This window comes from Streptomyces griseoruber, assembly GCF_001514205.1.
Lineage (GTDB): Bacteria > Actinomycetota > Actinomycetes > Streptomycetales > Streptomycetaceae > Streptomyces > Streptomyces griseoruber.
In genome coordinates, this window is the sequence record NZ_KQ948767.1 from 75,971 (window position 1) to 100,469 (window position 24,499).

Sequence of the window (24,499 nt, forward strand, 5' to 3'; positions counted from 1 at the left end):
GGCAGCCCGGAGACCACCGCGTCGACCGGCTCACCCACCGCGGTGGCAGCGACAAAGATCATCCTGATTCCGGGCCGGCGGTGATGCCGCTGTCCCGGCCGTAGCCCCGTGAACCCCTGTCGGGCACCAGTTCCAAGGGTGAATGTCCAGCTCGGGCACGCCGTCCGACGGTCGTGAACTGGCACGCTGCGGAACAGCGTGGCTGCTCGACGGGGGGCGCCGGCGGGGCGGGCGGAGGGTGGGGCGTGACGGCCGGACACAGCGTGGACGATCCCTCGGAGGATCCGAATCCCGTCGTACGACCCACCGGTGGCGCCTCGCCGCGCAAGGTGCCCCGGCACGTCGCCTGTGTGATGGACGGCAACGGCCGATGGGCGGCCCAGCGGTCACTGCCGCGCACGTCGGGTCACCGTGCCGCCGAGACGACCGTCATCGATGTCATCGAGGCGGCGCGGGCCGCGGGCGTCGAGTGGCTGAGCCTGTACGCCTTCTCGACGGAGAACTGGGGCCGGCCCAGCACCGAGGTCGACTACCTGATGCACCTGGTCCGCCGAGTCGTACGCAAACACGCACCGCTGCTCCACGCGCGCGGCATCCGCTGCCGCTTCCTCGGCGCGAGCGACTCACGGATCCCTCCGGCACTGGCGCGCGATGTCGCCGACCTGATGACGCTGACCGGCGACAACAGGGGGATGACACTGACGGTCGCGTTCGACCACGGAGGACGCAGGGACATCGTCGAGGCCGCGCGGTCACTGATCCGTGCCGGCGTCCCCGCCGAGGCCGTCACCGAGCAGAGCTTCGCCGCGCATCTGCCCTTTCCCGACACTCCCGACGTGGACCTGGTCATCCGGACCTCCGGTGAGCAGCGCATCTCCAACTTCATGCTCTGGCAGGTCGCCTACGCCGAGTGGATCTTCCCTCCGGTGCTGTGGCCCGACTTCCGCGCACCCCACTTCCTCGCCTGTCTGCGCACCTACCAGCACCGCGACCGCCGCTTCGGCGGCGTGGTGCCGCAACAGAACGGAGCCTCTCGACCATGACCATCACGGACGACACCCGCGACGGTGACGCGGATCACCGGGCAGACACCGGGCACGGCGCCGGCCAGGCACCCCTGTTCGGCACGGGCTCACGATTCCAGGAGTTCCTCAACGACCCCCGTTGGGCACTGGCCGTCATCCGGGCGACGGTCCTGGAGGCCGCGCATCCGCAGGTCGGCGCCGCCCTCCTCGAGAACTCCACCTTCGTCGCCCACCCTTGGCGGCGCCTGCGCAACACCCTCCGCAGCCTCCAGCGCATGTGCGGCGACGACGACGAGGCACGGCACCGGGAGGCCGCGCGCCTGAACCGTCTGCACGCACGGCTGAGCGGCACCGACCCGCAGGGACGGCCGTACGACGCGAGGGACCCGGCCGTGCGCGCCTGGGTGGTGGCGACCTTGTTCGAGAGCACCGTCACGATGTGCCGGCTGAGCGGACAGCCCCTGGAACAGGAGGTGATGGAGCGTCTCTACACCGAATTCCGTGCGTACCTGGCCCTCATGGAGGACGATGCAGGCCAACTGCCCGACACGCTGCCGGAGTTCTGGACCTACTACGACCGGATCGTGACGCACGAGCTGGAGAACACGGAGGCGATGCGGATCATCCTCTACCGACTCTTCGACCATCTGCCCGCACCACCCGTCCTGGGGGGCCTGCCCACCCTGTGGGCCGCCGGCCGCGCCGTCACCGGCCCCCTCATCGGGGCGATCACCGTGGCGTCGCTCCCGGAGCCGTTCCGCAGGCGGGCCGGGCTGCCGGAGACGCCCGGCGCCCAGACCCTGATGCAGGGCGCCTACCTGGCCGTCGGCCTGGCCCGCTTCCTGCCCGACGGCTGGATCCGGGCGGACGCCGTCGCCGACCTGCTCGCTCTCTCACCCGACAGCGACGACCCGCGAGCGCGCACCATCGCCGCCCTGCACCACCGGATGAAGCGGGCCGGCGCCCTGATCCGGCTCATCACCCCGTTCCCCCCGGTCCCCGAGCCCACCACGCCGAACACCACCCGGCGCAGCGCCGAGGAGTTCTTCCGCGAGGTCCTGGACCAGACCGGCGACGGCTACCTCGACTGGCCCGACCTCGCCGCCATGGCCCGTGAACTGTCCACCCGCCTCGACCTCGACGAGCCCGAGGAGACCAGGCTCTACCACGCCCACGCCGACTGGTGGCGCGAGCTCCAGCAGGCACTCGACACGGACGGCGACGGCCGCGTCAGCGCCCACGAGTACGCCTCCGCCGTCCCCTCGCTGGCCGGCCCCGCGCTCATCAGGGTCGCCGAAGTACTGTTCGACGTCGCCGACACCGACGGCGATCAGCGCATCGACGCCGACGAATACCGCGCCCTGTTCCAGACCGGGTTCCACCGTGACACCCACCGCACCGACGGCGCCTACACCCGCAGCGCGTTCATCAACGATTTCCTCTCCTTCATGTCCGGCCGCCTGCGCTCGACCCCTTACGACCCCGTGATCGCCCAGGCATGAGCGCAGTCGGCGCGGGCGGACCCGAGACGGGTCCTGTGCGTGCCTCAGGCGGTCAGGGACTTCCACAGGGTGATCGGACGGTCCTCGACCACGACCTGGTCGTTGTGCCCGTGGCCGTCGGCGATGGAGACGATCCGGTATTTCTGCTGGTGGAACACCCAGAACAGGCTCAGCCCGTTGATGCGTTGCATGTCCGGCACGGCGAGGAACTCGTCCACACGGGAGACGCCGGCCAGCGACTGCCACAGACTGAGCGAGCGGTCGCCGCGTTCGATGACGTCGTGGTGCGCGGAACCGTCGGCGATCGAGATCAGCCGGTAGACCTGCTGCCCCAGGGAGGAGTGGAAGAGCCAGTAGTGGCTCTTCCCGTTCTGGCGCTGCATGTCGGGCACCGGCAGGAAGGCGTCCACCTGCGTGATCCCACTGAACGAGGCCCAGGCCGAGATCGGCCGGTCGGGCCGGTCCACGGCGGCTGCCGCCTCGGGGGCGAGCCCGGACTCCGCTCCGTCCGCGACCGAGATCAGCCGGTAGACCTGGCGGCCTTCCACGGTGTGGAACAGCCAGTACCGGCTGCGGCCGCCCACGCGCTGCTCGTCCGGCACCGGCAGGATCGCGTCCACCTTCGAGACGCCGTCGTGGCACGGCCAGGTGGACAGGGGCCGGTCCGGGCGCTCGACGACGTCCTTGTGCTCGTCGCCGTCGGCGATGGAGAGGGTGCGGCAGACCGGTCCGTCGCCGCCGGTCCCGTACGCCCAGTACCAGCTCTTGCCCTTGTCCCGCTGACGATCGGGGATGGGGAGGAAGGCGTCGGTGGGCCGGACCGTGTCCGGGAGCTTGTCGGTGAGGCGGCCGTCGCCCAGCAGCCGCAGTGTGGTGAGCGAGGGGACGAACGCGTAGACCGAGCCCTCGGTGGTGACGAACTGGTGGAAGCTCAGCTCGGTCGTCGCGTCGGGGCTCTCGAAGGCGACCTTGCCCGTGGGGCCGACCATCGGGTCGGGGCCGGGCTTCGCGGGGCGGTCCGGCGGGAAGCCGACGTTGTTGATCCAGCTCTTCTGGATGAACTCGAACTGCTCGACCAGGTCCGACTGGTAGCAGACGAAGAGCAGTCCGCGCGGCTGGTCGGGGCCACCGGGACCGTCCGAGGCCGGGTCGAAGGGCGCACCGTAGGGGGCCCCGCGGCGGATGATCCGGCGCCGGTCCATGACCGGGTTCTCGGGGAACGGGTCCGTGCCGGGCCTCTCCTGCAGGCCGTCCCGCGGGTTGGTCTTGCGCAGGTGGGAGGAGAGCGGGGTGGTGAACCCCTCCGGGTCGTCGCGGTAGCCGAAGTCGTTGTCCTGGCTCGCGAGGGCGTTGTCCGGCATGTCGGCGTGCGGGCACTTGGCGACGGGCGTGCCCGAGCGCCAGCGGCCCACCAGGCGGGCGGCCAGCCATTCGGTGGTCGCCTCGTCCGGCACCACCTTGGCCTTCCTGAGGACCTTCAGTTGCGCGGCGACCTGGGCCCACCAGCCCGGGACGTCCTGACCGAGCCGGCGCACGACCTGGAAGCTGCCGTTGCCCGCCCACTCGGGCATCTCGTCGTACGGAATCCCGCCGACCCGGTCGTGTCCGATGACGAACTCTCCGGGCGGGATCAGCCGGGTGCCCGGGTGGTCCTTGACCCACTCCGGCCGCTTCGGGTCGGGCTCGTCGAAGCCGATCACGCCCGGCTCGCTGACCCCGTCCTTGAAGCCGAAGTGTTCCTTTCCGCGGCGGGTGCCCGGCAGTGTGGCGCCGTTCTGCTGGAAGACGATCACGATCTTGGCCTGCGCGGCCGCCTCGCGCTGGGTGGTCAACGCGTCCTGGAGCCCCTCGGCGGTGTCGGAGGCGACGGTGATCACGGCGTGCACGGTCTGGCCCTTGCCGTCCCCGAACAGCCAGTTCTCGGGTGAGCTGTCGCCGGTGTCGCCCAGTGAGCGCCTGTGGGACCCCTCCTTGAACGCCTCCAGGGTGCCGCCCTTGCGTACCGAGGGCAGGGGGTCCTTGCCGCCGATGAGGACCTTCAGGCCCTCGTAGGTGAAGCTGACGTTCGTCCAGGTGGCCTTCATCGTCCGCGGATCGTCGCCGCCCGTGGCCTGTCTGGCCTTGCGGAACGCCGCGTTGAAGGTGGCCACCTGTCTGGTGGTGGAGATCTGGGGGGCGAGCCGCTTCACCCAGGTGCGGGCCCGCGCGGGGTCCTCGAACTTGAGGAAGAGCAGCGTCATGCGGTCCTTCTTGAAGCCCGCGATCACATCGCCCTGGATGTCCTCACTCTGACGCAGTCTGAGGTCTTCCGTCATGTTTTCTCCTTGACGGTCGCATATGCCATGGGATCATCATGGTCATCATGAAACTACGCTACGTGATCGGTGGGTGGGTGGGGGCGTCGCCGGGCCGGTGGCGTCGGGATCCTTCGCTGTCGCACAGGACCCCTGTCCTGTAAGGGTTCTGACCCGCTTGGCCCTCGAGAGGTCACCCACCTGCCCGGCATCGCGCGACAGCGACCGCCCGGCATGCGAACACTGTGAGTAGTCATATGCCTATGCCGTGTGCCTATGCCGTGCGCCCAGCCCTCTCTCGCAAGGAGCCCCATGTCCCCCAGGAACCTGCCCGGTCCGTCGTCCAGACGGATGCGGTACGCGGCCATCTCCGCGTGTGCCGTCTCCGCGCTGACCCTCGCCGTGCTCTCGTCCGGCACCGCCGCCGCCCACGGGCACGGTGGTGACGCCCCCTCGGCCGACCGGGCGCACGCCGACCCGGACGAGGCGACCGTCATCGGCAAGGAGCACGCCGAGGAACACGCCATGACCAGGAACGCGGTCAAGGCCGTCGGCGAGTACCCGCAGTCCACCCGCACCGAACGGCTCAAGGCACTCACGGCCTCCCAGGCCAAGGTCAACGCGGACTTCGACGCGCTGGACGCCGGGAGGTTCCGGGAGTACTTCCAGTCCCCGGACTTCGCCGCGCACATCGCCATGCTGCCCACCGGCAAGGTGCTGCTGTTCTCCTTCGAGCGCATCGAGACCAACCCCCAGAAGGAGCCGGCCCCGACCGACACCATCGGCAAGGAGAACGCGGGCCGCGCCTACCTGTGGGATCCCGCCAAGGGCACGGGACCGGGCTCGTTCACCAAGGTCACGCCGCCCGTGATCAACATGCCGGACGGGCTCAACCAGCCCCGCCCCGCGCCGTTCTTCTGTGCCGGCCACTCCTTCCTGCCCAACGGGATGCTCGGTGTCTTCGGCGGCAACCTCGGCGGCAACGGCGGGTCCGGCGCGAAACTCTCCCTGGTCTTCGACCCATGGGAGGAGAAGTGGTACCAGAACCAGGACATGGCGGTCGGCCGCTGGTACCCCTCGGTGGTGACCGGCGCGGACGGGCGGCAGCTCATCATGTCCGGCCAGTCGGAGCTCGGCTGGGGCACCCCCACCCCGATCGTCGAGCGCTTCCCCGCCCTGAACAAGCCCGTGCCCACGGCCAGGACGGACAAGCCGGAGGGCTGGGCGGTGGACCGCTTCAAGGCCGACGCCCCGTTCAAGCGGGACTACCCGCACCTCTTCTCGCTGCGCGACGGCAAGATCTACGGCCTGGGCCGCAACCCCGAGCAGCAGTGGAAGTTCGACCCCGCCGCCGAGACCCGGACGGACCTGGCACCCCGACCGGACAACATGCCGCGCAACTACGGTTCGGCCGTGCCGCTCCCGGCCGGCTTCAAGGGCCCGGACTCGGTACTGGTCCTCGGCGGGGACCGGGACGACCCGAACACGTATCAGCTGGTCGGCAACCAGTGGAGCAAGGAGAAGGCCAGGGCCTTCGGCCGCACCCAGGACGACACCCTGCTCATGCCGGACGGGACCCTGATGACCGTCAACGGCGCCTTCGACATCCGTGACTACGGCAACGGCCCGTACAACCCCAACGCGGACCTGAAGTACCGCCAGATCGAACTGCGTGACGAGAACGGCAACTGGAGGCTCGGCCCGGCCCAGCGGCTGCCGCGCGGCTACCACTCCAACGCCGTGGTGCTCCCGGACGGCCGGGTGATGGTCACCGGTGACGAGCTCCAGCAGCTCGCCAACGACCCCGACATCACCGACGACATGAACGGCAGCATCGAGATCTACGAGCCGGCCTACCTCCAGCAGGGCAGCCGCCCTCACCTCGGCATGGTGTTCAACCCGTCCGTCGGGTACAACGACAAGATCACGGTGAGCAGCAACACCGCCTCCGACGTCACCCGTGCCGTCCTGCTGGCGCCGACCACCGCGACCCACTCGGTCAACACCAGCCAGCGCCACCTCGACCTGCGCATCAAGAGCCGCAGCGGCAACTTCCTCGAACTCCAGGCACCGCCGTCGGCCAATGCCGCCCCTCCCGGCTACTACATGCTCTTCCTGCTGAACGAGGAGGGCGTGCCCAGCACCGCCGGCTGGGTCCAGGTCAAGCCGGCCTCGGGCGGCCAGACCCCGGGGACGAGGTAGTGACCGCCTGACTCCCACGGGCCCGCTGCGAGTCTCATGTGCGGCCCCGCCGAAGCCCGGCTCGGATCTTCTCTGAGCTGGGCTTCTCGCGTCCGAGACGTGACGGACCGGTGACCTGGTCCATGCGGCCGGCCGAAAGCAGGCCGTCCAGGAACCGACGGACCCTGGGCCGGGTCAGTATCCGATGGCTTCCCGGAGAAGCAGGACGGTGCCGCGCCCCGGATGGGGTTCCGCGTTGAGGATGAGCAGGCGGTTGACGGCGCTGGGCATCCCGTACACCGCCTGGGCGCGCGCGTTCTCCAGCGGGAGGGCGTGCTCCTCGACGCGGCGCAGCGCCGTGCTCAGGTCGGGCACCACCTTCTGCGCGCCGACGACCCAGACCGCGTGGGCGGCGCCGCCCGCGTTGGCGGGGAGTTGGCTGCCGCTGCCCGAGGCGAGAACGAGCGAGCCGGTCTCGGTGACCGCGGCGACGCTGTTGACGACGAACTCGGGGCCGGCGAGCAGCTTTCGGATCTCGTCGGCGCCGGTGGCACGGTCGATGGCCAGGACGCGCGGCCTGATGGCGTCGTACCGGCCGCCGGCGTTGATGTCCGCGTCGATGCCGGACAGCCGGAGGGTCTCGCTGGCTCCGGTGAGCACGCCGGCGCCCTCCGGAATGAGGTCCTTGACGCGGGTGCGCGCGGCCGCGGCATCGTCGAGGATCTCGGCGGCGAAGCCGCCCGCCCGCAGCGCGGCGGCCACCCGTTCCAGTCGTTCGGCCGATGCCGGGTCGGCGAAGGATGCGGCGGGGGCCGGGGTGGCGGTGGTGTCCGACGGGTCGGTCCCGGAGCCCGGTGCCGCGTGGGGCGCCGTGCCGGCCAGCGGGGAGGTGTCGAGGTACCTGACCTCGTACACCCGCTCGGCGAACCGCCAGCCCTGCGCGGTGCGCCGGTAGCGGTCGTGGTAGACGGCGTAGTTCAGACCCTGGCGTCCGTCGAGGGTGCGCGCGAGTTCCTGGAGGTAGGCGCGGCCGGTCGCGGTGTCGCCGTCGAGCAGGATCGTGCCGGGGTGTGTGGTCTGCACGAAGAAGTCCCACTGGCTCTGCAGCCGCTCACCCCCGGCTCGGATCTCCTCGCGGCCGACGAACTCGGCGGGGACATCGGGCATCCGCAGGACACCGTCCGGTGTGAACAGCGACGCCAGGCGGGGCCGGTCGCGCATCATCACCGCGTCGGTGAACTCGCCGCGCAGGGCCTCGATCTCGACGCGGTCCGCGATGGTCTGGAAGTCGTTCATCAACGTCACCTCTCCCGTCCGGTTGTCGTCCTCACCGGTACGACACCGCAGACCCCCGGAATGTGAGGCGGGCGCCTCGGCCTCACATTCCGGTGCGCTGTCCGGTCCTGACGGGTAGAGGCGCAGAAGCGAGCGAGGGAGACGGCGGACCATGACCACCAGAGGCGAGCCCGGCGACGATCAGAGCGATCCGGGCCTGGGAGCGATCATGAGCGAGCGGCGCCGGCTGATCAACCTCGGCTATCGGCTCCTCGGCTCCCTTGCCGACGCCGAGGACGTCGTACAGGAGACCTACGCCCGCTGGTACGCCCTGTCGGAACGGGAGCAGCGGGCCATCGAGTCGCCCGGCGCCTGGCTGATGACGGTGGCCGGCCGTATCTGCCTGACCCTGCTCGGCTCGGCGCGGGCCAGGCGGGAGACGTACGTGGGCGCGTGGATCCCGGAGCCGCTGCCCGACCCCACGGAGTGGATCAGCGGGCGTTCCGGCGTCGGCGGGACCGACCCGGCCGACCGGGTCACCCTCGACGAGTCGGTGACGATGGCCTTCCTGGTCGTCCTTGACGCGATGACCCCGGCCGAGCGCGTCGCGTTCGTCCTGCACGACGTCTTCCGCTACCCCTTCGGCGAGGTCGCCGAGATCGTCGGCCGCACTCCGGCGGCGTGCCGCCAACTGGCCTCGTCCGCCCGCCGTCGCATCCGCTCCGCGCGGACTCCGGCAGGCCCGAGTGCCGGACAGGCCGGCATCGTCAGGCAGTTCAGAACGGCGTGGGAGGCCAAGGACATCGACGCGCTGATCAGCCTGCTCGACCCCGACGCCACCGCGACCGCCGACGGCGGCGGGCTGGCCGTCACCCACCTGGACCCGATCGTGGGCGGTGAGCGGATCGCGCGCGCCTACGCCGAGATCGCCCGTCTGTGGGGCGGCCGCACGACGTTCCTCGAGTGCGCGGTCAACGGCCGGCCCGGCTTGGTGGCGCAGCAGGACGGCACCATCGTCACCGTGTTCGCCTTCGAGATCGCGGGCGACCGGATCAGGTACATCTGGGCCGTGCGAAATCCCGAGAAGCTCCGTCCCTGGCACAGCAGTTGAGGAGCCGTCCCCCGACCGTCAACAGATCTGCTCCGACGGCTGCGGTCCGTCGCCCGTCTGCGCCGGCAGCCTCGACGGCACTCTCTACGCGGTGTGGGCGTAGGCGCGACAGCGGGCGCCGCTGACCCGCAGCGGGGTCGACCGCCCGCCGCGGAGCGGTGGACATCGGCTGTGGTGCGGAATGGGCGGGCGGGGCCCGTGATTGCATGCATGGGGAGGCAGGGCGGGCTTCGGCGAGATCCGGATGTATGTCTTCGGTTCGTTGTTTCTCTTATGAATTTGTGTGCGGCCGACGCATTTTGACTTGTTCGAAGACCGTTCTTGTCTCTGGGAAGAAGAGCCATGGTTCATTTCCCTGGCGGCCGTTAGCGTCTGTACGTCGGCGCGGCCCGGGAACGAACCGGGGACGGGGGTACGGGGTGGACGTAGGAACGCTTGCCGCGTTGTTGTCGGCCGAGTGCCGGGGCACCGATTACCAGGCGGCCGCGGCCGCCCTCGCGGCCGGTGAGCCCAAAAGGGCACTTGCCGTTCTGGACGCGTTACCGACGGATCAACAGCTCCCCCTCGCACCGCCGTTACGGACCGCCGCGCTGCACATGGACGTCAACTGGCAGCCCGGAGCCTGCCTCGCCCCGGTCCAGGGCCTGGCGCAGGCGATGGCGCAGGGGGCGGGCGACCTGCCCGAGGGAAATCTGCGGCTCGCCGCGTTCCTGGCCGGACAGGTCATCCCGGTCCTGCTCTCCGCGCGGATGATCGTGGGACATGCGGGCCGCGCCCACGACGCGCGGGAGCGCGAGGCCCATCCACCCCTGGACGGCGGCGTCGCGAGCGAACGCGACCAGGATCTCCGGGAAGGCGTCGAGCAGGCTCTGCGATGGTTCGACGACCTGCACGCGACGATCGCCGAGTCCGGGCACACGGACGCCGCCGCCTGCCATCTTCTGCTCGCCGCGGATCTGCGGATCAGGGCCGGCGGCATCGAGGTCGGCATCGAGGCCGGCACCCTGCCGGCGGCGCCGGGGAAACTCCGTCACACCCCGACGGGATCGCGAGCACTCCGAGAACTCCTGCAAGGGGACCGGGAACTGGGCGCGCCCGGCACGGCGGAGGAATGCGTCGTCACCCCCCGAGCTCCGGGGGCCGTGGGAGCCGGTGGAATCCTGCGGGCCGCCGAGAGGCGCTACGAGTCCGCCCTCGCCGCCTGCACCGCGGCGCGCGCACCCCACGGACGGGCGGCGGCACTGCTGAGGCTGGCCCATGTGCACCGGATCCAGGGGCGGGGGGACACGTGCCGTACGCGTCTGGCGTCGGCGCTCGACGCGGCGTACGAGGCGAAGGACGGCGCGTGCGCAGCCTTGTTGCAGGTCCATCAGGTTTTGGACCTGATCGACGCCGACTCGGGGGAAGGGACGGAGGCAGCGGTCGCGAAGGCGGTGGCCGTATGGGGGCGGACCGTCGGCAGCACGTCCTGGGTGCACGGACTGTCCTGGCTCGTCCGCAACCGCGCGGACTCCTGGTACGCCGAGGGCTACGCCCGGAGCGGGGACCGGGCCGAGGCATTCGCCCGTCTCCTCTCGGAGGACCGCGCGCCATCCTCCGCGGGCCCGAGCGCGGTGGCGGTCCCCACCACGGACACCGCGGTCCAGGCCCGGCACCATGGGGCCGCCCTCGTCCTCATCGACCTGGAACAGCGCGAACACCTCGCCCGCATCCGGCACGACGACCAGCGGGGCGCGCTCGACCTCACCCGTTGCCTCGGCGTCGTCCGGACCGCCAAGGCCTTCCACACCCAGGCCACCGAACTGGGGGACCCGGAGGTGGCGGCCGCGGCGCGCGCACGACTCGAACTCGCCGTCCACGTGGGCGAACTCGTCGTGCGCGAGACCGGGACCGGAACCGAGACCGGGACCGGAACCGAGACCGGAACCGAGACCGGGACCGGAACCGAGACCGGGACCGGGACCGGGACCTGGATCGCCGATCCGATGCGGGACGTCCTGGCCGGACTCAGGTCGGACCTCGCCGCGTGCCCCGCCCAGGAGTCCCTCTTCCACTCCCGCCGGGCCCGTGAGGCGGGGCTCGGGGACGAGGCCGACCGGCTGGCGCAACAGGCGCTCGACCGGGCCCGTTCGATCCCGGACGACGTACTGCGCTGCCATGTGCGCTGCACCGCCCTCACCGACCTGGGCGACAGGGCGCGGGCCCGCGCCGAGGCGGAGCGGATGGAGTCCCGGCTGCCCGCCCTTCAGGCCGCAGCGCTGTGGGTGCGGCTCGGCGATCCCGCGCGTGCGCGGCGCTGTCTGCCGCATGTCGGTGACGCCGTCGAGAACTCCTGGCAATTGCTGTCCCTGCGGGCGGAGACCGCCGGCGGCGAAGGGACACCGACGCGGGAGGCCGGGGAGTACGCCCTGCGCGGACTCGCCGCCTACGAGGAGCAGCGGAACAGGCTCGCCCGGGACACCTTGCGTGCTTCGTTCGCCGACGACCCGGTGGCGGCCCGGCTGCACCATGTCGCGGTTCTCGCCCGGCTGGCCTCCGGGGAAGAGGACGCACCGGCCGTCGCGTTCGGCCAGGCCGACCGTGTCCGCACCGGCTTTCTCGGCGCCGTACGGGCCCTGGACGCCGCGGCTGCCGACCCGGCGGCCCGCGCGGCGGTCCGGCACTGGCTGGCCACCGAGGTCCGCTGGGCCGCGGAGTTCGAGGACCATGTCGCCGCGTTGCGTGCCGAGCGCGGGGGCGCCCCAGGCGCCGCCACCGCCGTGCCGGAGCGGAGCCCTTCGCCGTCCTGGCCCTCGGATCCTTCGCTGCCCCCGACCTCGCACCCCACAACGGCCGTCATCCGCCGACGGGTTGACACAGCCGCACTCCGGCTGGGTGAGGCGGAGGCGGTCGTGCGGCGCCGTGCCCCCTCGGCGCTCGCCGCGGCGGAGCGAGATGTCGTGCCGGACCCGGCAGCCGTGGCCGGTGCCCTTCCCGACGGCGCCGTGCTGCTCGCGTACCACCTCTTCGACGACGCCCTCATCGGCTGGGCCATGACGCGCGACACGCTGCGGTGCGAACCCCTGAGGGGCCGGCCGGGAGGGCGTGCGCTCACCCACCAGGTGGTGGGCGCCGCCCGCCGTTTCCGGGACGGGTGCGCCGACCCCCTCCACGAGGGTCACGGGCAGGACGACGCGGCCCTGCTCGCCGCATGGCTGCTGGAACCCTTCGCCGAAGTGCTCGACACCGCACGGCGGGTGGTCGTGGTGCCGCCCGCGGCCCTTGCCCTGCTGCCGTTCCACACCCTGCCCTGGGACGGCGACGTCCTGGGCGCCCACCGGCCCGTGTCGTATCTGCCCGCGGCGGGACTGCTGCCGAGACTCCGGGAACGAGGGGATCCACGGCCGTGGCGGGATCTCGACGCCCTGCTCGTCGGCGCGCCCGCGACCGACGCACGCCACCGACTGCCCGAACTGCCCGGCACCGCCGCCGAGATCGCCGAGATCGCCCGGCTGTTGCCCCGCACCACCGTGCTGACCGGCGCCCGTGCCGGCCGTGCCGAGGTGCTCGCGACCGCCCCCGGCCACGAGGTGGTGCACCTCGCCACCCACGGAGTGATCGACGAACTCGCACCGAACCGGAGCCGGTTGCCGCTGGCGGGAGACGATGCGCTCGACCTGGCCGATCTGCTGACCGCCGCCCACGCGCCACGCCTGCTCGTCCTCTCCGCCTGCGACACCGGACGCGGCCGGGCCACCGCGGGCGGGGACGTCCTCGGACTGACCCGGGCCGCCCTCGTCACCGGCGCCCGGAACGCCATCGTCTCGCTGTGGCCGGTGCGCGACGATCTCGGTGCCCTGGTGATGACCCGCATGTACCGCCACCTCGCCGGGGACGGACAGCTCACCGAGGGCGGGACCGTGGACGTCGGGACCGCGCTGCACCTCGCCCAGCAGGAGGTCCGAGCCCTGGGCCACGCGGCACGCGAGGCGGAGTACGGGCGGCTCACCCGCCGCACCGGTGGGGCATCCGGGACGGCCGACGGACGGCGCTCGTGGGCGGCGGGCCCGCGAGACAGCTCCCCGGCCCGGCTCGGCCCCGCCCTCGACGACCGGCACCCGTACCACTGGGCGCCCTTCATCCATGTGGGGGTATGAGATGACCTTGAGAGCCCTGTTGATCGGTGCGCAGACCTTCGGCCTGAAGGGAGTGCACGCCGACATCGAGCGGATGCGGCAGGTCCTGACCGGCCGCGGCTTCACCGACCTGGACATCCGCACCGGACAGCACGCCTCCTACGAGGGAATCAGGGAAGGCTTCGCCCGACTCCGGGACCGGACCGTGTCCGGCGACGGCGTCGTCGTCCACTACTCGGGGCACGGCGGGCTCACCGACGACCTCCAGTACCTGGTGCCCTTCGACCTGGCCGAGAGCACCGCCGCGGACTTCCGCGGCTACCTCGCCGAGGAACTCACCGCGGAACTGGCGGCGTTGGCCGAGCGCACGCCCAACATCACGTGCATCCTGGACTGTTGTCACTCCGGCGGAGCGGTACGTGAGGCGGCCTGTACATCGGGTCGCTGGACACTGAAGTCCGTGCTGCTGCCGAGGGTCCCCCTGGACGCCGCGCGGACCCGTGCGGAGGCGCTCACCCGCCGTGACGAACCGCTGGTGCCGAACGTGGTACGGCTCGCGGCGTGCGCGCAGCACGGTGCGGCGTGGGAGTGGGAACCGGAGCCCGGAGCCGGTCTGCAGGGGGTGTTCACGGCAGCGCTGGCCGACCTGCTGGACGCCACCGCGGGCCGTCGCGTCCCCTGGTCGGTGCTGGTGGCGCGAGCCCGGGACCGCATCGCTCAGCAACGGATGCGGCAACGGCCGGACGCCGGCGGTCCCTCGGGCCGCCTGCCGTTCTCGCTGGAGGAGTCCGCCGAGCCCGATCGGCTGCCCCTGCTGCGTTCCGAGGGCCGGTTCCGCATCCCGGGCGGCGCCCTGTTCGGACTCCACCCCCCGGACACCGTCGCCCTGGTGTTCCCCGTCGGGGCTCCCGAGGAGGAGGGCGGCGACATCTCGCTGGCGGCGGCCGTCGAGGAGATGCGGGGCGGCGATGCCCTGCTGCGGGTCACCGAATCCGGTGACGGCGCCGCCACGGCCGAGGAGTTGCGGACCGCACCGCTGCCGCCGGGCTCGCATGCGCTCGCGATCGAGGTGCACGACCGCCGCAATGTGCTCATCGAGGCTCCCCGGCCGTTCGCGGACGAACTGCGCGGGGAACTCGTCCGCTCACCACGGCTCACCGAGACCACCACGGCGGTGGACGCCTTCGCCGTCGTACGGATGCGGGCCGGTGCACCCGAGGTACTCGGCCCCGGCGGACAGGTGCTGCGCAGGCCCGGCGCCCCGTCCCTCGCCGGGGCCGCCCGGGTGGCCGAACTCCTGGAGGAACTCGCCCGTGGGGATCGACTGCGCCGGATGGGCGATCCGGAGGGGGCGGCCCGACTCCACGCCGCCGTCGACGTACTGATCGAGGTACCCGAACCACCTGCCCCCGGACAGCCGCGCCACCCCCTGCGCAACGGCGGCGCATGGCGCCCGCTGCGACCGGTGGGGGAGCGGTTGTACGACGGTGACGGCTACCGGGTCAGGGTCACCAACTCCGCCGGGACAAGGGTGTACTTCTGGGTCGTCGGGGTCGGACTGAGCGGCCGCACCACTTTGGTGACGAACCATCAGCCCAGCGGTTGCCCCGTCGAACCGGACCGTGACCACGTCACCCAGCCGATCTCGCTCTACTGGCCGCCGGACGTACCGCAGGAGGGCGGGTCCCGGGCCGAGACCGTGCTGGTGATCGTGGGGGACCGTCCGATGGATCTCAGCGGTCTGACGTCGCGCGAGACCCGCACCCCCGCCGGGGCGCGGGGCGCGCTCGCGCAGCTGTTGCGGGAGGTCCGGGACGGGGTGCGGGACCAACGGATGACCGTCGGGGACGAGTTCCGCTACCGCGTGTGGACCGTGGACGCCGAGGCCCTTCCCCATGCGGAGAGGCCCGGGAACCCCGGCGGACCGGGATCTCGAGAGGCCGGCGGATGAACCGGGGGGCTGTCGGCGCCGGGCGCCGTCCGGCTGCGGGGGCCGGCCCTCCGGTGAGGAAGGCCGGCCCCCCGAACCGTCCCCCGCACCTCCAAGGTGCGACAACCGGTGCGCCGTACTCCTCGCAGCAGTGCGGAATCCGGTCGACTGCTCCGCCGCCGTGTTCCACGAGCGGCTTGCGGCATGCGACGGGTACTGCTGCGCACCCTGCGCCGGGCGGGCGAGCGGGCGGATGGCGTCCGGGACCGCTGCGGACGCCAGGCCCAGGGGGACCGATATCTGCTCGTCCTGGAACCCGCCACCGACGAGACCAGGGTTGTGCCCCGTCTCCTGGACGGACTGGCCGAAGGCCTGGCGGCGGCGAACCGCCACCCGGCGCCCTCCGGCCCCCTGCACCGAGCCCTGGACGAGTACCCCGACGCCCCTCTCGTGGCCACCTTCTCCGACCCGCTCCACCAGGACGTCGTGGGCACCGGCTGCGACGGCCTCGCGGCCGACGGCTTCCGGCGCGCCGCGATCGAGGTCGCCGTGAAGAACTTCACCGGGGCGGCCTGGATCCGCGCCGTACGGCCCGCCGTCGCCGCCGGCGGCTGAGACCCACATCGGCCCCCGACTTTCCGCCCCCGCTTTTCCGCCCCCGCCGTTTCGCCCCCGCCCTTCCGTCCCTGTCGATCCGCCTCACGTCCACCCGCCTCACGTCCACCCGCCTCCATCGCCCCCGCCGACGAGGACCGCCGCTCCCAGCGACAAGGACCGCCGCCATGCCCGACACGACACCCACGGACGAACTGAGCACCGTCATCTCCCGCACCGGACAGGCCCTCCACGTGGTCGGCGCGGACGACCGAGCACCCTGGCTGTTCGCGCGCTGCTGGATGCGCGCCTGCCGTTACGAGGCCTTCGGCCGGGACCCGGCCGACATCGACAGCGCCCTCGCGGACTTCGACGCGCTGCCCAGGGACTTCCCGGGCCGCGCCAAGCTGGCGTCCGTCCTGGTGACCTCCCTGGTCAGATCCAAGACGCTGCTGGGCTCCCCGCGCCTGACCAAGGCGATGGCCCTCACCGACACCGCGGACACCGATCCCTCCCCGCTGCCGGACTGGCCGGCGACCTCCGCGGCGCTGCGGGCGAACGAGCTGCTCGTGGCCTGGCAGGAGAACCGTCCCGGGTTCTCCGCGCACGCCGCGCTGAAAGACCTGGAACGGTACGCGGAGATCGTCGGGGACACTCAGCCCCAGGCCACGATGGTCCGCTCGGCCCGGCTCGGACTGCGGCATCTGGACGCCGCCGGGAAACGCAACGTGCGGGAGAACGAGGAGGTGACGCGCGAGGCACACGACCTGCTCAACGGCCTCGGCCCCGGATCGCCCGTGCTCGATCAGGGCCGGGTCCTCGCCCTCATGCAGGAATTCAGCACCAAGGTCATGCGGCACGACATCGAAGGCGCCGCGGAGATCCTCGGCCGGCTCCGGGACGTCGCTGACCGGATGCCCCCGGGCGACCCGCTGCGCGAGCACCTCGAGCAGGCGATGAACTCGACCGCTCCGCTGCTGGAGATGCTCTCTCCCGGCGCGGGGAGCGCGGGACAGCGGCGGGCGGAGTACGTACAGCAGCCCACCGAGGCCCAGTTCGGCATCTTCGAGACGATGGCGAACGAACCCGGTCTCTCCGACACCGAACGGGCCCTGCGGCTGACCCAGCTCGCGCTGGCGGAACTCGCCGCGGACACCCCGCAGTCGGTGGACGACGCGGTCGCCCATATGACCGAGGTGCTCACCCTCGCCTCCGAGCACGATCCGCGACGCCCCTCCTATCTGCTGCACGCCGGGACCGCCCATCTGCGCCGGGTGGAGATGTCGGGCGGCCGACGCGGGCTGAGGACCGCCACCGAACTGCTGGAGCAGGCACTGAGGTCGGCGGCGTCCACCACACACGGACTGTGGACCACCATCGCCATGCCGCTCGCCCACGCCTACCGGCTGGCCGGCCGCCGGGAACTGGGCCGCGCGACGGCGCTGCGCGGACTGCGCGGCCATGCGTGGAACGTCCTTCTCGAGTCCTCGCCCGACGAGATGCAGGCCACCGCCCGGTACGCGGCCGACGACGCGCTGGACACCGCCCGCTGGTGCCTGATGGACAACGACCCGGAGGGCGCCGCCGTCGCCCTGGACGCCGGACGCGGTCTCATCCTCTACGCCACCACCGAGACCCGGGACATCGCGGCACGGCTCACCGCCTCGGGCGAGACGGCCCTCGCCCGGGAGTGGCAGCAGGCCCGGCGGAACCACGCCGCCGGTGAGGAACCCGGTGAACTCAGACGGCGGGTCGTCGGCTCGCTCGCGGGCATGCCGCTGACCGAGGACGGCTCACCGGTGGCCGCGCCGGGCGAGGGCGGCACACGGCTGCTCGACCCGCCGCAGCTCGCGGAGACCCGTGCCGCCCTGCGGGCACTGGGCGCCGACGCGCTGGTCTACCTGGTGCCCGGTGACGAACGCAACGGGGCGGCCGTGGTGGTCCCGGCCGACGCCCCCGCGAGCTGGACGCTGCTGCCCCAGCTCAACGACGCGGGAATCGCCGCCTTCGAGGCCTTTCTCTCCGACGCCGCCCAGGGCGCCGTGGGACGCGACGCTCCGGCCCGCGACAACGGACTGCGCGACGCCCGGATCAAAGCGCCGAGAGCGCTGGACGGCATCTGCGAGTGGGCCTGGAACGCGGCCGTCGGACCCCTGCTGGAACGCCATCTGCCGCTGCCCGAGGGCCGTCCCGCGCGGCTCGTGCTCATCCCCGTGCGGGAGCTGGCGCGCGTGCCGTGGCACGCCGCGCGCACCCGCTCACCGGACGGCGGCTGGCGGTACGCGATGGAGCACGCCGTCTTCTCGTACGCGCCCTCGGCCCGTCTGCTGTGCGCGTCGGCGTGGCGCGGCCCGGTCACGCTCACCGGGGGCGGGCTGGTCGTCGGGGACCCCGACCCGGCCGGCGCGGCACGGGATCTGCCCGCCGCCCGACTCGAGGCGCTGGCCGTCAAGGACCGCTTCTACCCGGACGCCCGCTACGTCGGCCGGATGCCCGACGGCGAGCCGAGCCCGGAGGGCGCCGGTACCCGCGAGGAGGTGCTGCGCTGGCTCGCGGACCTCGACGGCGGTCCGGTGCTCCATCTGGCCTGCCACGGCATCGTCGAGGAGTCCACCGCCGCCGGGGACAGTTCCTATCTGCTGCTCGACGGGGGAGCGCATCTCGCGGCGGAACGGCTGGTGAGGGTCCTGGGCGAGGGACCGGACCGTGAGATCGCGCTCGCCGTCCTCGCGGCGTGCAGCTCCGGTCGCTCCGGCCGCGGGCTCGACGAGGCGTTCAGTCTGAGCACCACGCTGCTGGCGGGACGGGTTCGCTCGGTGGTGAGTGCCAAGTGGAGCGTGCCCGACGCGGCGACCTCCGTCCTGATGTTCATGTTCCACCACTTCCTGCGGGAGGGGGGCATGCCGCCCGCGGACGCCCTGCGTGAGGCACAGCTGTGCATGGTGGGCCGCCGCAGGCCGCCCGAGGAGATGCCGAAGAGGCTGCGCGGGCACTTCCGTACCCGGGACGAGTCCGACATCACGTCCTGGGCGGCGTTCGTGCACACCGGGCGGTGATCGCTCCGCCATGCCGGCCGGCCGACGATCGAGTTCATGCGCCCGGGACGTGGGTCTCCACCGCGAGGACGGCCGTGGTCCAGTCGCCCGTTTCCGGGCGCATCGGCTCGGCGTCCCGGTGCAGGGCCGCCAGACCGAGCCGGTCGAGCACACCGTGGTAGCCGCCGCGGCCGCCACGGACCGCCTCGGCCGGTTGCGGTTCACCGAGGCGACCGAGGTGGAACGGGGCGGAGGAGAACGGCGTTTCCGACACCAGCACCTTCAGCCAGTCCGTGCCCCGCGCGCCCGGAACGAGGGGCCGGTCCGGCGGGAGCGACAGGGTGATCGCCCGGCCCCAGGCCGCCGACGCGGTGTACCCGGGGGCGATCCAGTCCCCGGTGAACAGGTCCGGGTGGATCCGGAACCGGTCCGTGAGATCCAGCAGGACGCAGTAGAGCTGCCGGTCCGTCGTGTTGCGCAGCCGCACGAAGATCTCGGGTTCCTGCCAACCGCGCCGCGTCCACCGGTAGGCCAGACGGACGGCGCCGTCCGGCCCGGGCCGCAGCGGTGGCCGGGTGCGGGCGTCGACGGCTTCGCCCCCGGCGGCCGCCACGACCTCCACGGCCACCGCGCCCGGCAGAGCGGAGACCGGGTTGTGCAGTTCCTTGATCCGCCGCCATCGGGCGATGTGCTCCAGGTCGACGGCCACCCGGGCCGCCTCGTCCGCCGTGCCGCACGGCGCGTCGGGGACGAGGGGCCGTCCGTCGGGCGCGGTGATGCGCACCGTGCCGGCACGCGGCACGTGGATCCGTACGTCCGGCAGCCGGCGGGCCCGCGTCGCGGGGTCCGCGACCCGGACATGGGGCGAGGGTCCGCCGCCGGGTCCCGCGGTGTCCAGGGCGGCGGCGAGCAGCCGGGAGGTCGCCCCCGTCCCGTCACCGGGGCCACCGTCCAGCGCGACCGTGCCGACGGGCAGCGGGACCCCGGTCAGCACCATCGGATACGACGCGTGCGGATCGGGTGTCCAGCCGACGGGCGTCACGTCACTGCGGTCGGGCAGCACCCGCGACACCCGCACCTCCAGCGGGGGGTCGGAGTCGTACACGGCGAACAGCGCCGGGTCGCCCGGGCCACCGGACGGCACTCCGTGGCAGGCTCCCGCGTCGATCTCCCAGCCGTCGCGCCGCCGGCGCATCGTCACCGGGGACCGCGCCGTCCTGACCCCGCCACCGAGGAACGGACGGTCCACCACGGCGTCGGCGGCCGGGGACAGCACGGGCACCTGACCACGGGCACCTGACCACGGGCGCCGTCCTCGACCCGGCACCGGGTCCCGGCCATCAACTCCCTGCTGGTCGCGTCGAGTCCGAGGCTCTCCAGCTGCTCCAGCAGCGCCGCGCTGAACAGCCCGCGCGGGCCGTCCGCGGTGGGTACCTCGACGGCGTACTGGTCCGAGTGGCAGGCCGCCAGCAGCACATGCGGGGCGGCGTCGGGACTCCCCGCTGTCGTGCCCCGCACGGCTGCCGCCCCGTCCCGGCCGCCGCCCGGCCCCCCGGGCAGGACCCGCGCCGGATCCGCGGCCCGCAGCGGCCCGGCGAACGCCGGCTGCCCCCGCACCGCGAGGGCCCCGGGACCGTGCGCCGGGGCGGGCCCGCGGGTGCCGCTGTCCGCGTGGCAGCAGTCGAGGACGACGACGACATGGACGCCCCGCGCGGTGATCTCACCGATCAGCCCGGCGAGTTCCTTGTCGTGGAGGTCGGGCACCCCGTCGTGCCGGCTGTCGGCGCACACCAGCGTCTGCAGCATCCCGGTCGGTTCGAAGCGGGCGAACTCCGTGGGCACCGGAGCCTGCGAGCCGTGGCCGCTGAACCAGAAGAGCGCACTGTCGCCGGAGGCGGCCCGGCCCAGATGGTGCCGGAACCCGTCGATCACCGCCGCGCGGGTCGCCGCCCCGTCGGTCAGCCGCAGCGGCACGAACCCCCCGTCGGGCAGACGGCTCCCGAGAAGGACGCCCACGGCGTCGATGTCGTTGCGGCAGCCGCCGAGCGGTGTGACCGGTGCGCGATAGTCGTCGATTCCCACGAGGAGTGCGTACAGGGTCACCGATGCGTTCTCCTCGCCGGCCGAGTTCAGACAGGGGGACAAGTTCCGCAACTTCTCGCGGCAAAACGGGATTGGAGTGAATCCCGGGTAGGTAAGCTCATTTACCGACTGTGGAAGGATATGCCACGGAATACTCGGGGGAAGTGGGATGAGGAGTCTTTGTGGCGGGATCGCCCGAAGGTCGCACATCGTCTCGTGGACGGTCGCCGCGGCGGTTCTGGGGGCGGTGGCCGTGCTGTTACGTCGGCGTGGGCGCCGGGAGGCCGTGAACCCCGCGCCCGCCCCGGCCGCGCCGGGAGACATCCACGGAACCGTCCACGCGCTCCTCGGCCCGCGCGGGCTGGTGACGGTCGACGGACTGGTCGAGCCGGCCCGGTGGCAGGGCCCGGGCGAACCCCCGGGACGGGGCGGCATCGTTCGGCTGACCAGGGAGGACGAGACCGCGATGTGGGACGCCACCCCGCTCCGCGACGCCCTGGACGGAGACGGAGCGGCATGAGCGTCTTCGACGACTTCGACGAGATGTTCGGCGGATCCGCGGACCCGACCGACGACATCGACCTCCATCCGGGCACCTATCACCGACGGGTCGTCATCCTGCTGATCGACGTGTCCGGATCCATGCGGTTCGCCGAGAAGGGCACCCGTCCCATCGACGAACTCAACCGCAGCCTGCGCGCCTGGCTGCCGGACATCCGCAGACAGGGCGAAGGCCCCCTCAGGGCCGTCGAGTTCGCGGTGGTGACGTTCGGCGGCGACGGCGTCCGCGCGGTGACCGGTGACCCTCGCCGTCCGGAGGCCGAACTCGCCGAGGACGGCGGGGTGTTCGTGCCCGCGGCCGAGCTGGATCTCGGTGATCTGACCGCCTCCGGCACCACACCGATGGTCGAAGCCCTCGAGTTCGCCCTGCGGTTGGGCGACCGCCGGGTCGAGCATCTCGCCGACCGGCACGGTCTGCAGACAGGACAGGTACGCCTCATCCTCTTCAGCGACGGCGCGCCGAACGACGAACTCCCCGCCGACGCCTGGCGCTCCGTGGCGGATCTGATCGCCACCCGTCGCCGCCAGCGCCGTCTGCTGTTCCTCGCCTTCGGCGCCCCCGGTGCCGACGAGGAGATCCTGCGCACCCTCGCCACCGACCGCGGCTACATACCGCTGACCGATCTGGACTTCGCCGCGCTGCTCGACCTGGTGCTGGTGGCGACCTCGGCGGACGACCCCTACACCGCCGTATGGGAGCAGGCCGACTGGGACGCCGAGGGGGACGCCGCCGAGGACGCCGCCGAGGGCGACGGCGCCGGGTCGCGGGGGAGAAGGCCATGAGACCGACGCCATGGCTGGTCTCGGCCGCGTCCGTGATGGGCGGCAGGCACGCCCGGTCCGTCACCGACTGCCAGGACAGCTTCGCCACCCACCAGGACGCGGACACGCTCGTCCTCGCCTGCGCCGACGGCGGCAGCCGGGCCCGGCTGGCCCGCACCGCCTCCTCGCTCGCCGTCACCCTGACGGTGAACCGTGCCGCCGACGAGGCCCGGCGGATGCCGCCGGACGCCCGTGACGGCCGTGACCAGGCCTGCGTCGCGGAGGTCGCCGAGCACTGGGCGCGCCACCTCGACCGGGTCACACGGGACGTGGTGCGCGGATTCCGCGGCGCCGCGGCGGCGATGGCCTCCTCCCTGCCCGACCGGCACGGCTACGGACTGGCGGAGTGGGGCACCACCCTCACCCTGGTCGTGGTGCGCCGGCCCTGGCTCGGGGCCGTCGCGATCGGTGACGGCTTCGTGGTGACCCGCTGTGGAGCCGAACAGTTCGACCTGTTGCTGCCCCCGGACGAGGCACCGGCCCACCGACCCGGACCGGCCCAAGGACCCGGGCCGGCGCCGCGGACGGGCCGTCCGCACCGTACGGCACCCGGTACGGGACAGCGGTGGGCGAGCCGGTTCGACGAACCCGGGCGTACGGTGTTCGTGACCTCCCGCGGTGCCGAGGCCCGGGCACGCCGGGTGGTCGCGAGACTGCCCGACCTCACCGGTGTGGTGGTCGCCAGCGACGGACTGCGCGAGGTCGGGCTGGTCCATGAGCGGGCTCAGGCGGTGCGGCCCTTCGCGCGGTTCTTCACCCCGCTCTTCGCCCACGCCGACCAGGCCGCGGAGGACGACACCTACCTCGCACGGCTGCTGGCGGGCGAACGGATCGCCGCGCGGACGCACGACGACAAGACCCTGGTCGTAGCGGTGGAACGGGCATGACGCAGCCACCGAAGGAGGTCGTGCTCGAAACCGCGGACGGCAGGAGCCGGCGGGTGACGCTCGGGGAGCGGGCCGGTCCTCCGGGATCACAGGGCGGTGTGTGGCGCGTCGTGGAGTGGCCGCGGCTCGTGGTGAAGCTGGAACGCCGGCCCGATGCCGACCGGTTCCCGGAGAAGCTGGAGGTGATGCTCCGCTCCCGTCCGCAACACCTGACGGCGCGGGACGGGATCATCAGGGTGGCCTGGCCGCTCGGCCGGGTCCGTGACGCCCACGGCGGACGACTGCTCGGTTATGTCCAACCCGCCCTGCTGCGACCGGAGTTCGCCTCCCTCGAGCAGGCGTTCGGCGGCCGTGGAACGCTCGTGCCGGCGCAGGCCACCTGGCGCTGGTACCTGGAACTCGCCCTGGACCTCGCCCGCACCGTGCGGGCCATCCACCGTGCCGGCCATGTGGTGGCCGATCTGTCACCGGAGAACCTCTTCGCCACCGCCGCCGCGACCGTCGCCTTCGTCGACGTCGACGGCTGGCAGATCCGCGACCCCCGTGGCCGTACGCCGCTGCCCTCGCCGTTCTCCCGGGACGAGTACACCCCGCCGGAACACCTGGCGGACCCGGCCTCCCGCACGGAGCGCCGGTTCTCCGCCGACTGGTGGGCCCTGTCCGTGCTCGTCGCGGCCATCCTCCGGCTGGGCACCCACCCCTTCGCGGGAATCCCGCCGGGCGGACAGCCGCCGCATGACGTACGGGCCAATGTCGAGGCCCGGCGCACGGTGATCCTGGGTGCCCGTCTGCGGCTGCCGCCCCGTGCGCCCCGCGCCGACCTGGCCTTGGCGGGCCGGCCGGGACACCTGCTGCGACGGTGCCTGCGCGAGGGCTACGACGACCCGGAGGCGCGCCCCCGCCCGCAGGAGTGGATCGACGCGCTCACCGATGCCCAGTACGAGATACGCCCCTGCACCGCCGGACGACTGCACGTCCACCTCGCCGACGCGACCGACTGCCCGTGGTGCGAACTCCTGGCCCGCACCGGGCACGACGCCTTCCCGCTCAGCTGACACCACCCGCACCACCCGCTCGCTCGCCCG

16 protein-coding genes are annotated in these 24,499 nt (G+C 72.6%); 12 read left to right on the forward strand and 4 right to left on the reverse strand.

Going from position 1 to position 24,499, the window contains the following annotated elements:
* Positions 1-329: 329 nt before the first annotated feature.
* On the forward strand, positions 330-1,043 hold the full coding sequence (gene uppS / locus AQJ64_RS15595; RefSeq protein ID WP_276206687.1) for a polyprenyl diphosphate synthase: 714 nt from the start codon (positions 330-332) through the stop codon (positions 1,041-1,043).
* Positions 1,040-2,527 (forward strand): oxygenase MpaB family protein, encoded by a 1,488-nt coding sequence (locus tag AQJ64_RS15600; RefSeq protein ID WP_055636058.1) that lies wholly within the window; start codon positions 1,040-1,042, stop codon positions 2,525-2,527. Before uppS ends, AQJ64_RS15600 begins: the two co-directional genes overlap by 4 nt.
* A gap of 44 nt (positions 2,528-2,571) precedes the next feature.
* Here the strand turns inward: AQJ64_RS15600 and AQJ64_RS15605 are convergent, their stop codons facing one another.
* Complete coding sequence (locus AQJ64_RS15605) at positions 2,572-4,842, reverse strand: Dyp-type peroxidase (RefSeq protein ID WP_055636059.1); 2,271 nt, start codon at positions 4,840-4,842, stop codon at positions 2,572-2,574.
* A gap of 291 nt (positions 4,843-5,133) precedes the next feature.
* On the opposite strand from AQJ64_RS15605, the gene AQJ64_RS15610 reads away from it, so the two are divergent.
* The gene (locus AQJ64_RS15610; RefSeq protein ID WP_240512928.1) at positions 5,134-7,023 is read left to right on the forward strand and encodes a galactose oxidase early set domain-containing protein; all 1,890 of its coding nucleotides are present in this window, start codon (positions 5,134-5,136) and stop codon (positions 7,021-7,023) included.
* A gap of 174 nt (positions 7,024-7,197) precedes the next feature.
* Here AQJ64_RS15610 and AQJ64_RS45745 read toward each other — a convergent pair whose 3' ends face one another.
* Positions 7,198-8,298 carry a nuclear transport factor 2 family protein gene (locus AQJ64_RS45745; protein ID WP_079061687.1) on the reverse strand — a complete coding sequence of 367 codons (1,101 nt, stop codon included), beginning with the start codon at positions 8,296-8,298 and terminating at the stop codon, positions 7,198-7,200.
* A 151-nt stretch (positions 8,299-8,449) separates the two neighbouring features.
* On the opposite strand from AQJ64_RS45745, the gene sigJ reads away from it, so the two are divergent.
* From sigJ to AQJ64_RS15645, 5 genes are all read left to right on the forward strand, one after another.
* Positions 8,450-9,388: an RNA polymerase sigma factor SigJ gene (gene sigJ, locus AQJ64_RS15625; protein WP_055638038.1), complete on the forward strand. Its 939-nt coding sequence runs from the start codon at positions 8,450-8,452 to the stop codon at positions 9,386-9,388.
* A 419-nt stretch (positions 9,389-9,807) separates the two neighbouring features.
* Complete coding sequence (locus AQJ64_RS15630; RefSeq protein WP_157881144.1) at positions 9,808-13,524, forward strand: CHAT domain-containing protein; 3,717 nt, start codon at positions 9,808-9,810, stop codon at positions 13,522-13,524.
* A 1-nt stretch (position 13,525) separates the two neighbouring features.
* Positions 13,526-15,454, forward strand: a complete 1,929-nt coding sequence (locus tag AQJ64_RS15635; RefSeq protein ID WP_055638036.1) for a caspase family protein — start codon at positions 13,526-13,528, stop codon at positions 15,452-15,454.
* A 183-nt stretch (positions 15,455-15,637) separates the two neighbouring features.
* A complete protein-coding gene (locus AQJ64_RS15640) occupies positions 15,638-16,048 on the forward strand; it encodes a hypothetical protein (RefSeq protein ID WP_059202718.1) in 411 nt (136 codons plus the stop codon).
* A 167-nt stretch (positions 16,049-16,215) separates the two neighbouring features.
* On the forward strand, positions 16,216-19,083 hold the full coding sequence (locus tag AQJ64_RS15645) for a CHAT domain-containing protein (RefSeq protein ID WP_055632395.1): 2,868 nt from the start codon (positions 16,216-16,218) through the stop codon (positions 19,081-19,083).
* A gap of 34 nt (positions 19,084-19,117) precedes the next feature.
* Here the strand turns inward: AQJ64_RS15645 and AQJ64_RS15650 are convergent, their stop codons facing one another.
* Entirely contained in the window at positions 19,118-20,344 is a 1,227-nt protein-coding gene (locus AQJ64_RS15650) for a hypothetical protein (RefSeq protein WP_055632394.1), read from the reverse strand.
* A complete protein-coding gene (locus AQJ64_RS45750) occupies positions 20,260-21,165 on the reverse strand; it encodes a caspase family protein (protein ID WP_055632393.1) in 906 nt (301 codons plus the stop codon). Before AQJ64_RS45750 ends, AQJ64_RS15650 begins: the two co-directional genes overlap by 85 nt.
* 148 nt (positions 21,166-21,313) lie before the next feature.
* Here AQJ64_RS45750 and AQJ64_RS49055 point away from each other — a divergent pair, with 148 nt between their 5' ends.
* From AQJ64_RS49055 to AQJ64_RS15675, 4 genes are read left to right on the forward strand one after another with little or no spacing between them, the layout of a single operon-like run.
* Positions 21,314-21,664 carry a hypothetical protein gene (locus tag AQJ64_RS49055; protein WP_159060289.1) on the forward strand — a complete coding sequence of 117 codons (351 nt, stop codon included), beginning with the start codon at positions 21,314-21,316 and terminating at the stop codon, positions 21,662-21,664.
* Positions 21,661-22,488 carry a vWA domain-containing protein gene (locus tag AQJ64_RS48010; protein WP_055632391.1) on the forward strand — a complete coding sequence of 276 codons (828 nt, stop codon included), beginning with the start codon at positions 21,661-21,663 and terminating at the stop codon, positions 22,486-22,488. The genes AQJ64_RS49055 and AQJ64_RS48010 overlap by 4 nt, the downstream gene beginning before the upstream one ends.
* Positions 22,485-23,414, forward strand: coding sequence for a protein phosphatase 2C domain-containing protein (locus tag AQJ64_RS15670; protein WP_157880854.1), 930 nt, complete (start codon positions 22,485-22,487; stop codon positions 23,412-23,414). The genes AQJ64_RS48010 and AQJ64_RS15670 overlap by 4 nt, the downstream gene beginning before the upstream one ends.
* Positions 23,411-24,469, forward strand: a complete 1,059-nt coding sequence (locus AQJ64_RS15675; RefSeq protein ID WP_055632389.1) for a hypothetical protein — start codon at positions 23,411-23,413, stop codon at positions 24,467-24,469. The genes AQJ64_RS15670 and AQJ64_RS15675 overlap by 4 nt, the downstream gene beginning before the upstream one ends.
* Positions 24,470-24,499 lie beyond the last annotated feature (30 nt).

Bases quoted from the DNA above. Each gene is read 5' to 3' on its own strand.
- AQJ64_RS15600 (WP_055636058.1), top strand. From the start codon at position 1,040: ATGACCATCACGGACGACACCCGCGACGGTGACGCGGATCACCGGGCA.
- AQJ64_RS15605 (WP_055636059.1), bottom strand. From the start codon at position 4,842: ATGACGGAAGACCTCAGACTGCGTCAGAGTGAGGACATCCAGGGCGAT.
- AQJ64_RS15610 (WP_240512928.1), top strand. From the start codon at position 5,134: ATGTCCCCCAGGAACCTGCCCGGTCCGTCGTCCAGACGGATGCGGTAC.
- AQJ64_RS45745 (WP_079061687.1), bottom strand. From the start codon at position 8,298: ATGAACGACTTCCAGACCATCGCGGACCGCGTCGAGATCGAGGCCCTG.
- sigJ (WP_055638038.1), top strand. From the start codon at position 8,450: ATGACCACCAGAGGCGAGCCCGGCGACGATCAGAGCGATCCGGGCCTG.
- AQJ64_RS15635 (WP_055638036.1), top strand. From the start codon at position 13,526: ATGACCTTGAGAGCCCTGTTGATCGGTGCGCAGACCTTCGGCCTGAAG.
- AQJ64_RS15640 (WP_059202718.1), top strand. From the start codon at position 15,638: ATGCGACGGGTACTGCTGCGCACCCTGCGCCGGGCGGGCGAGCGGGCG.
- AQJ64_RS15645 (WP_055632395.1), top strand. From the start codon at position 16,216: ATGCCCGACACGACACCCACGGACGAACTGAGCACCGTCATCTCCCGC.
- AQJ64_RS49055 (WP_159060289.1), top strand. From the start codon at position 21,314: ATGAGGAGTCTTTGTGGCGGGATCGCCCGAAGGTCGCACATCGTCTCG.
- AQJ64_RS48010 (WP_055632391.1), top strand. From the start codon at position 21,661: ATGAGCGTCTTCGACGACTTCGACGAGATGTTCGGCGGATCCGCGGAC.
- AQJ64_RS15670 (WP_157880854.1), top strand. From the start codon at position 22,485: ATGAGACCGACGCCATGGCTGGTCTCGGCCGCGTCCGTGATGGGCGGC.
- AQJ64_RS15675 (WP_055632389.1), top strand. From the start codon at position 23,411: ATGACGCAGCCACCGAAGGAGGTCGTGCTCGAAACCGCGGACGGCAGG.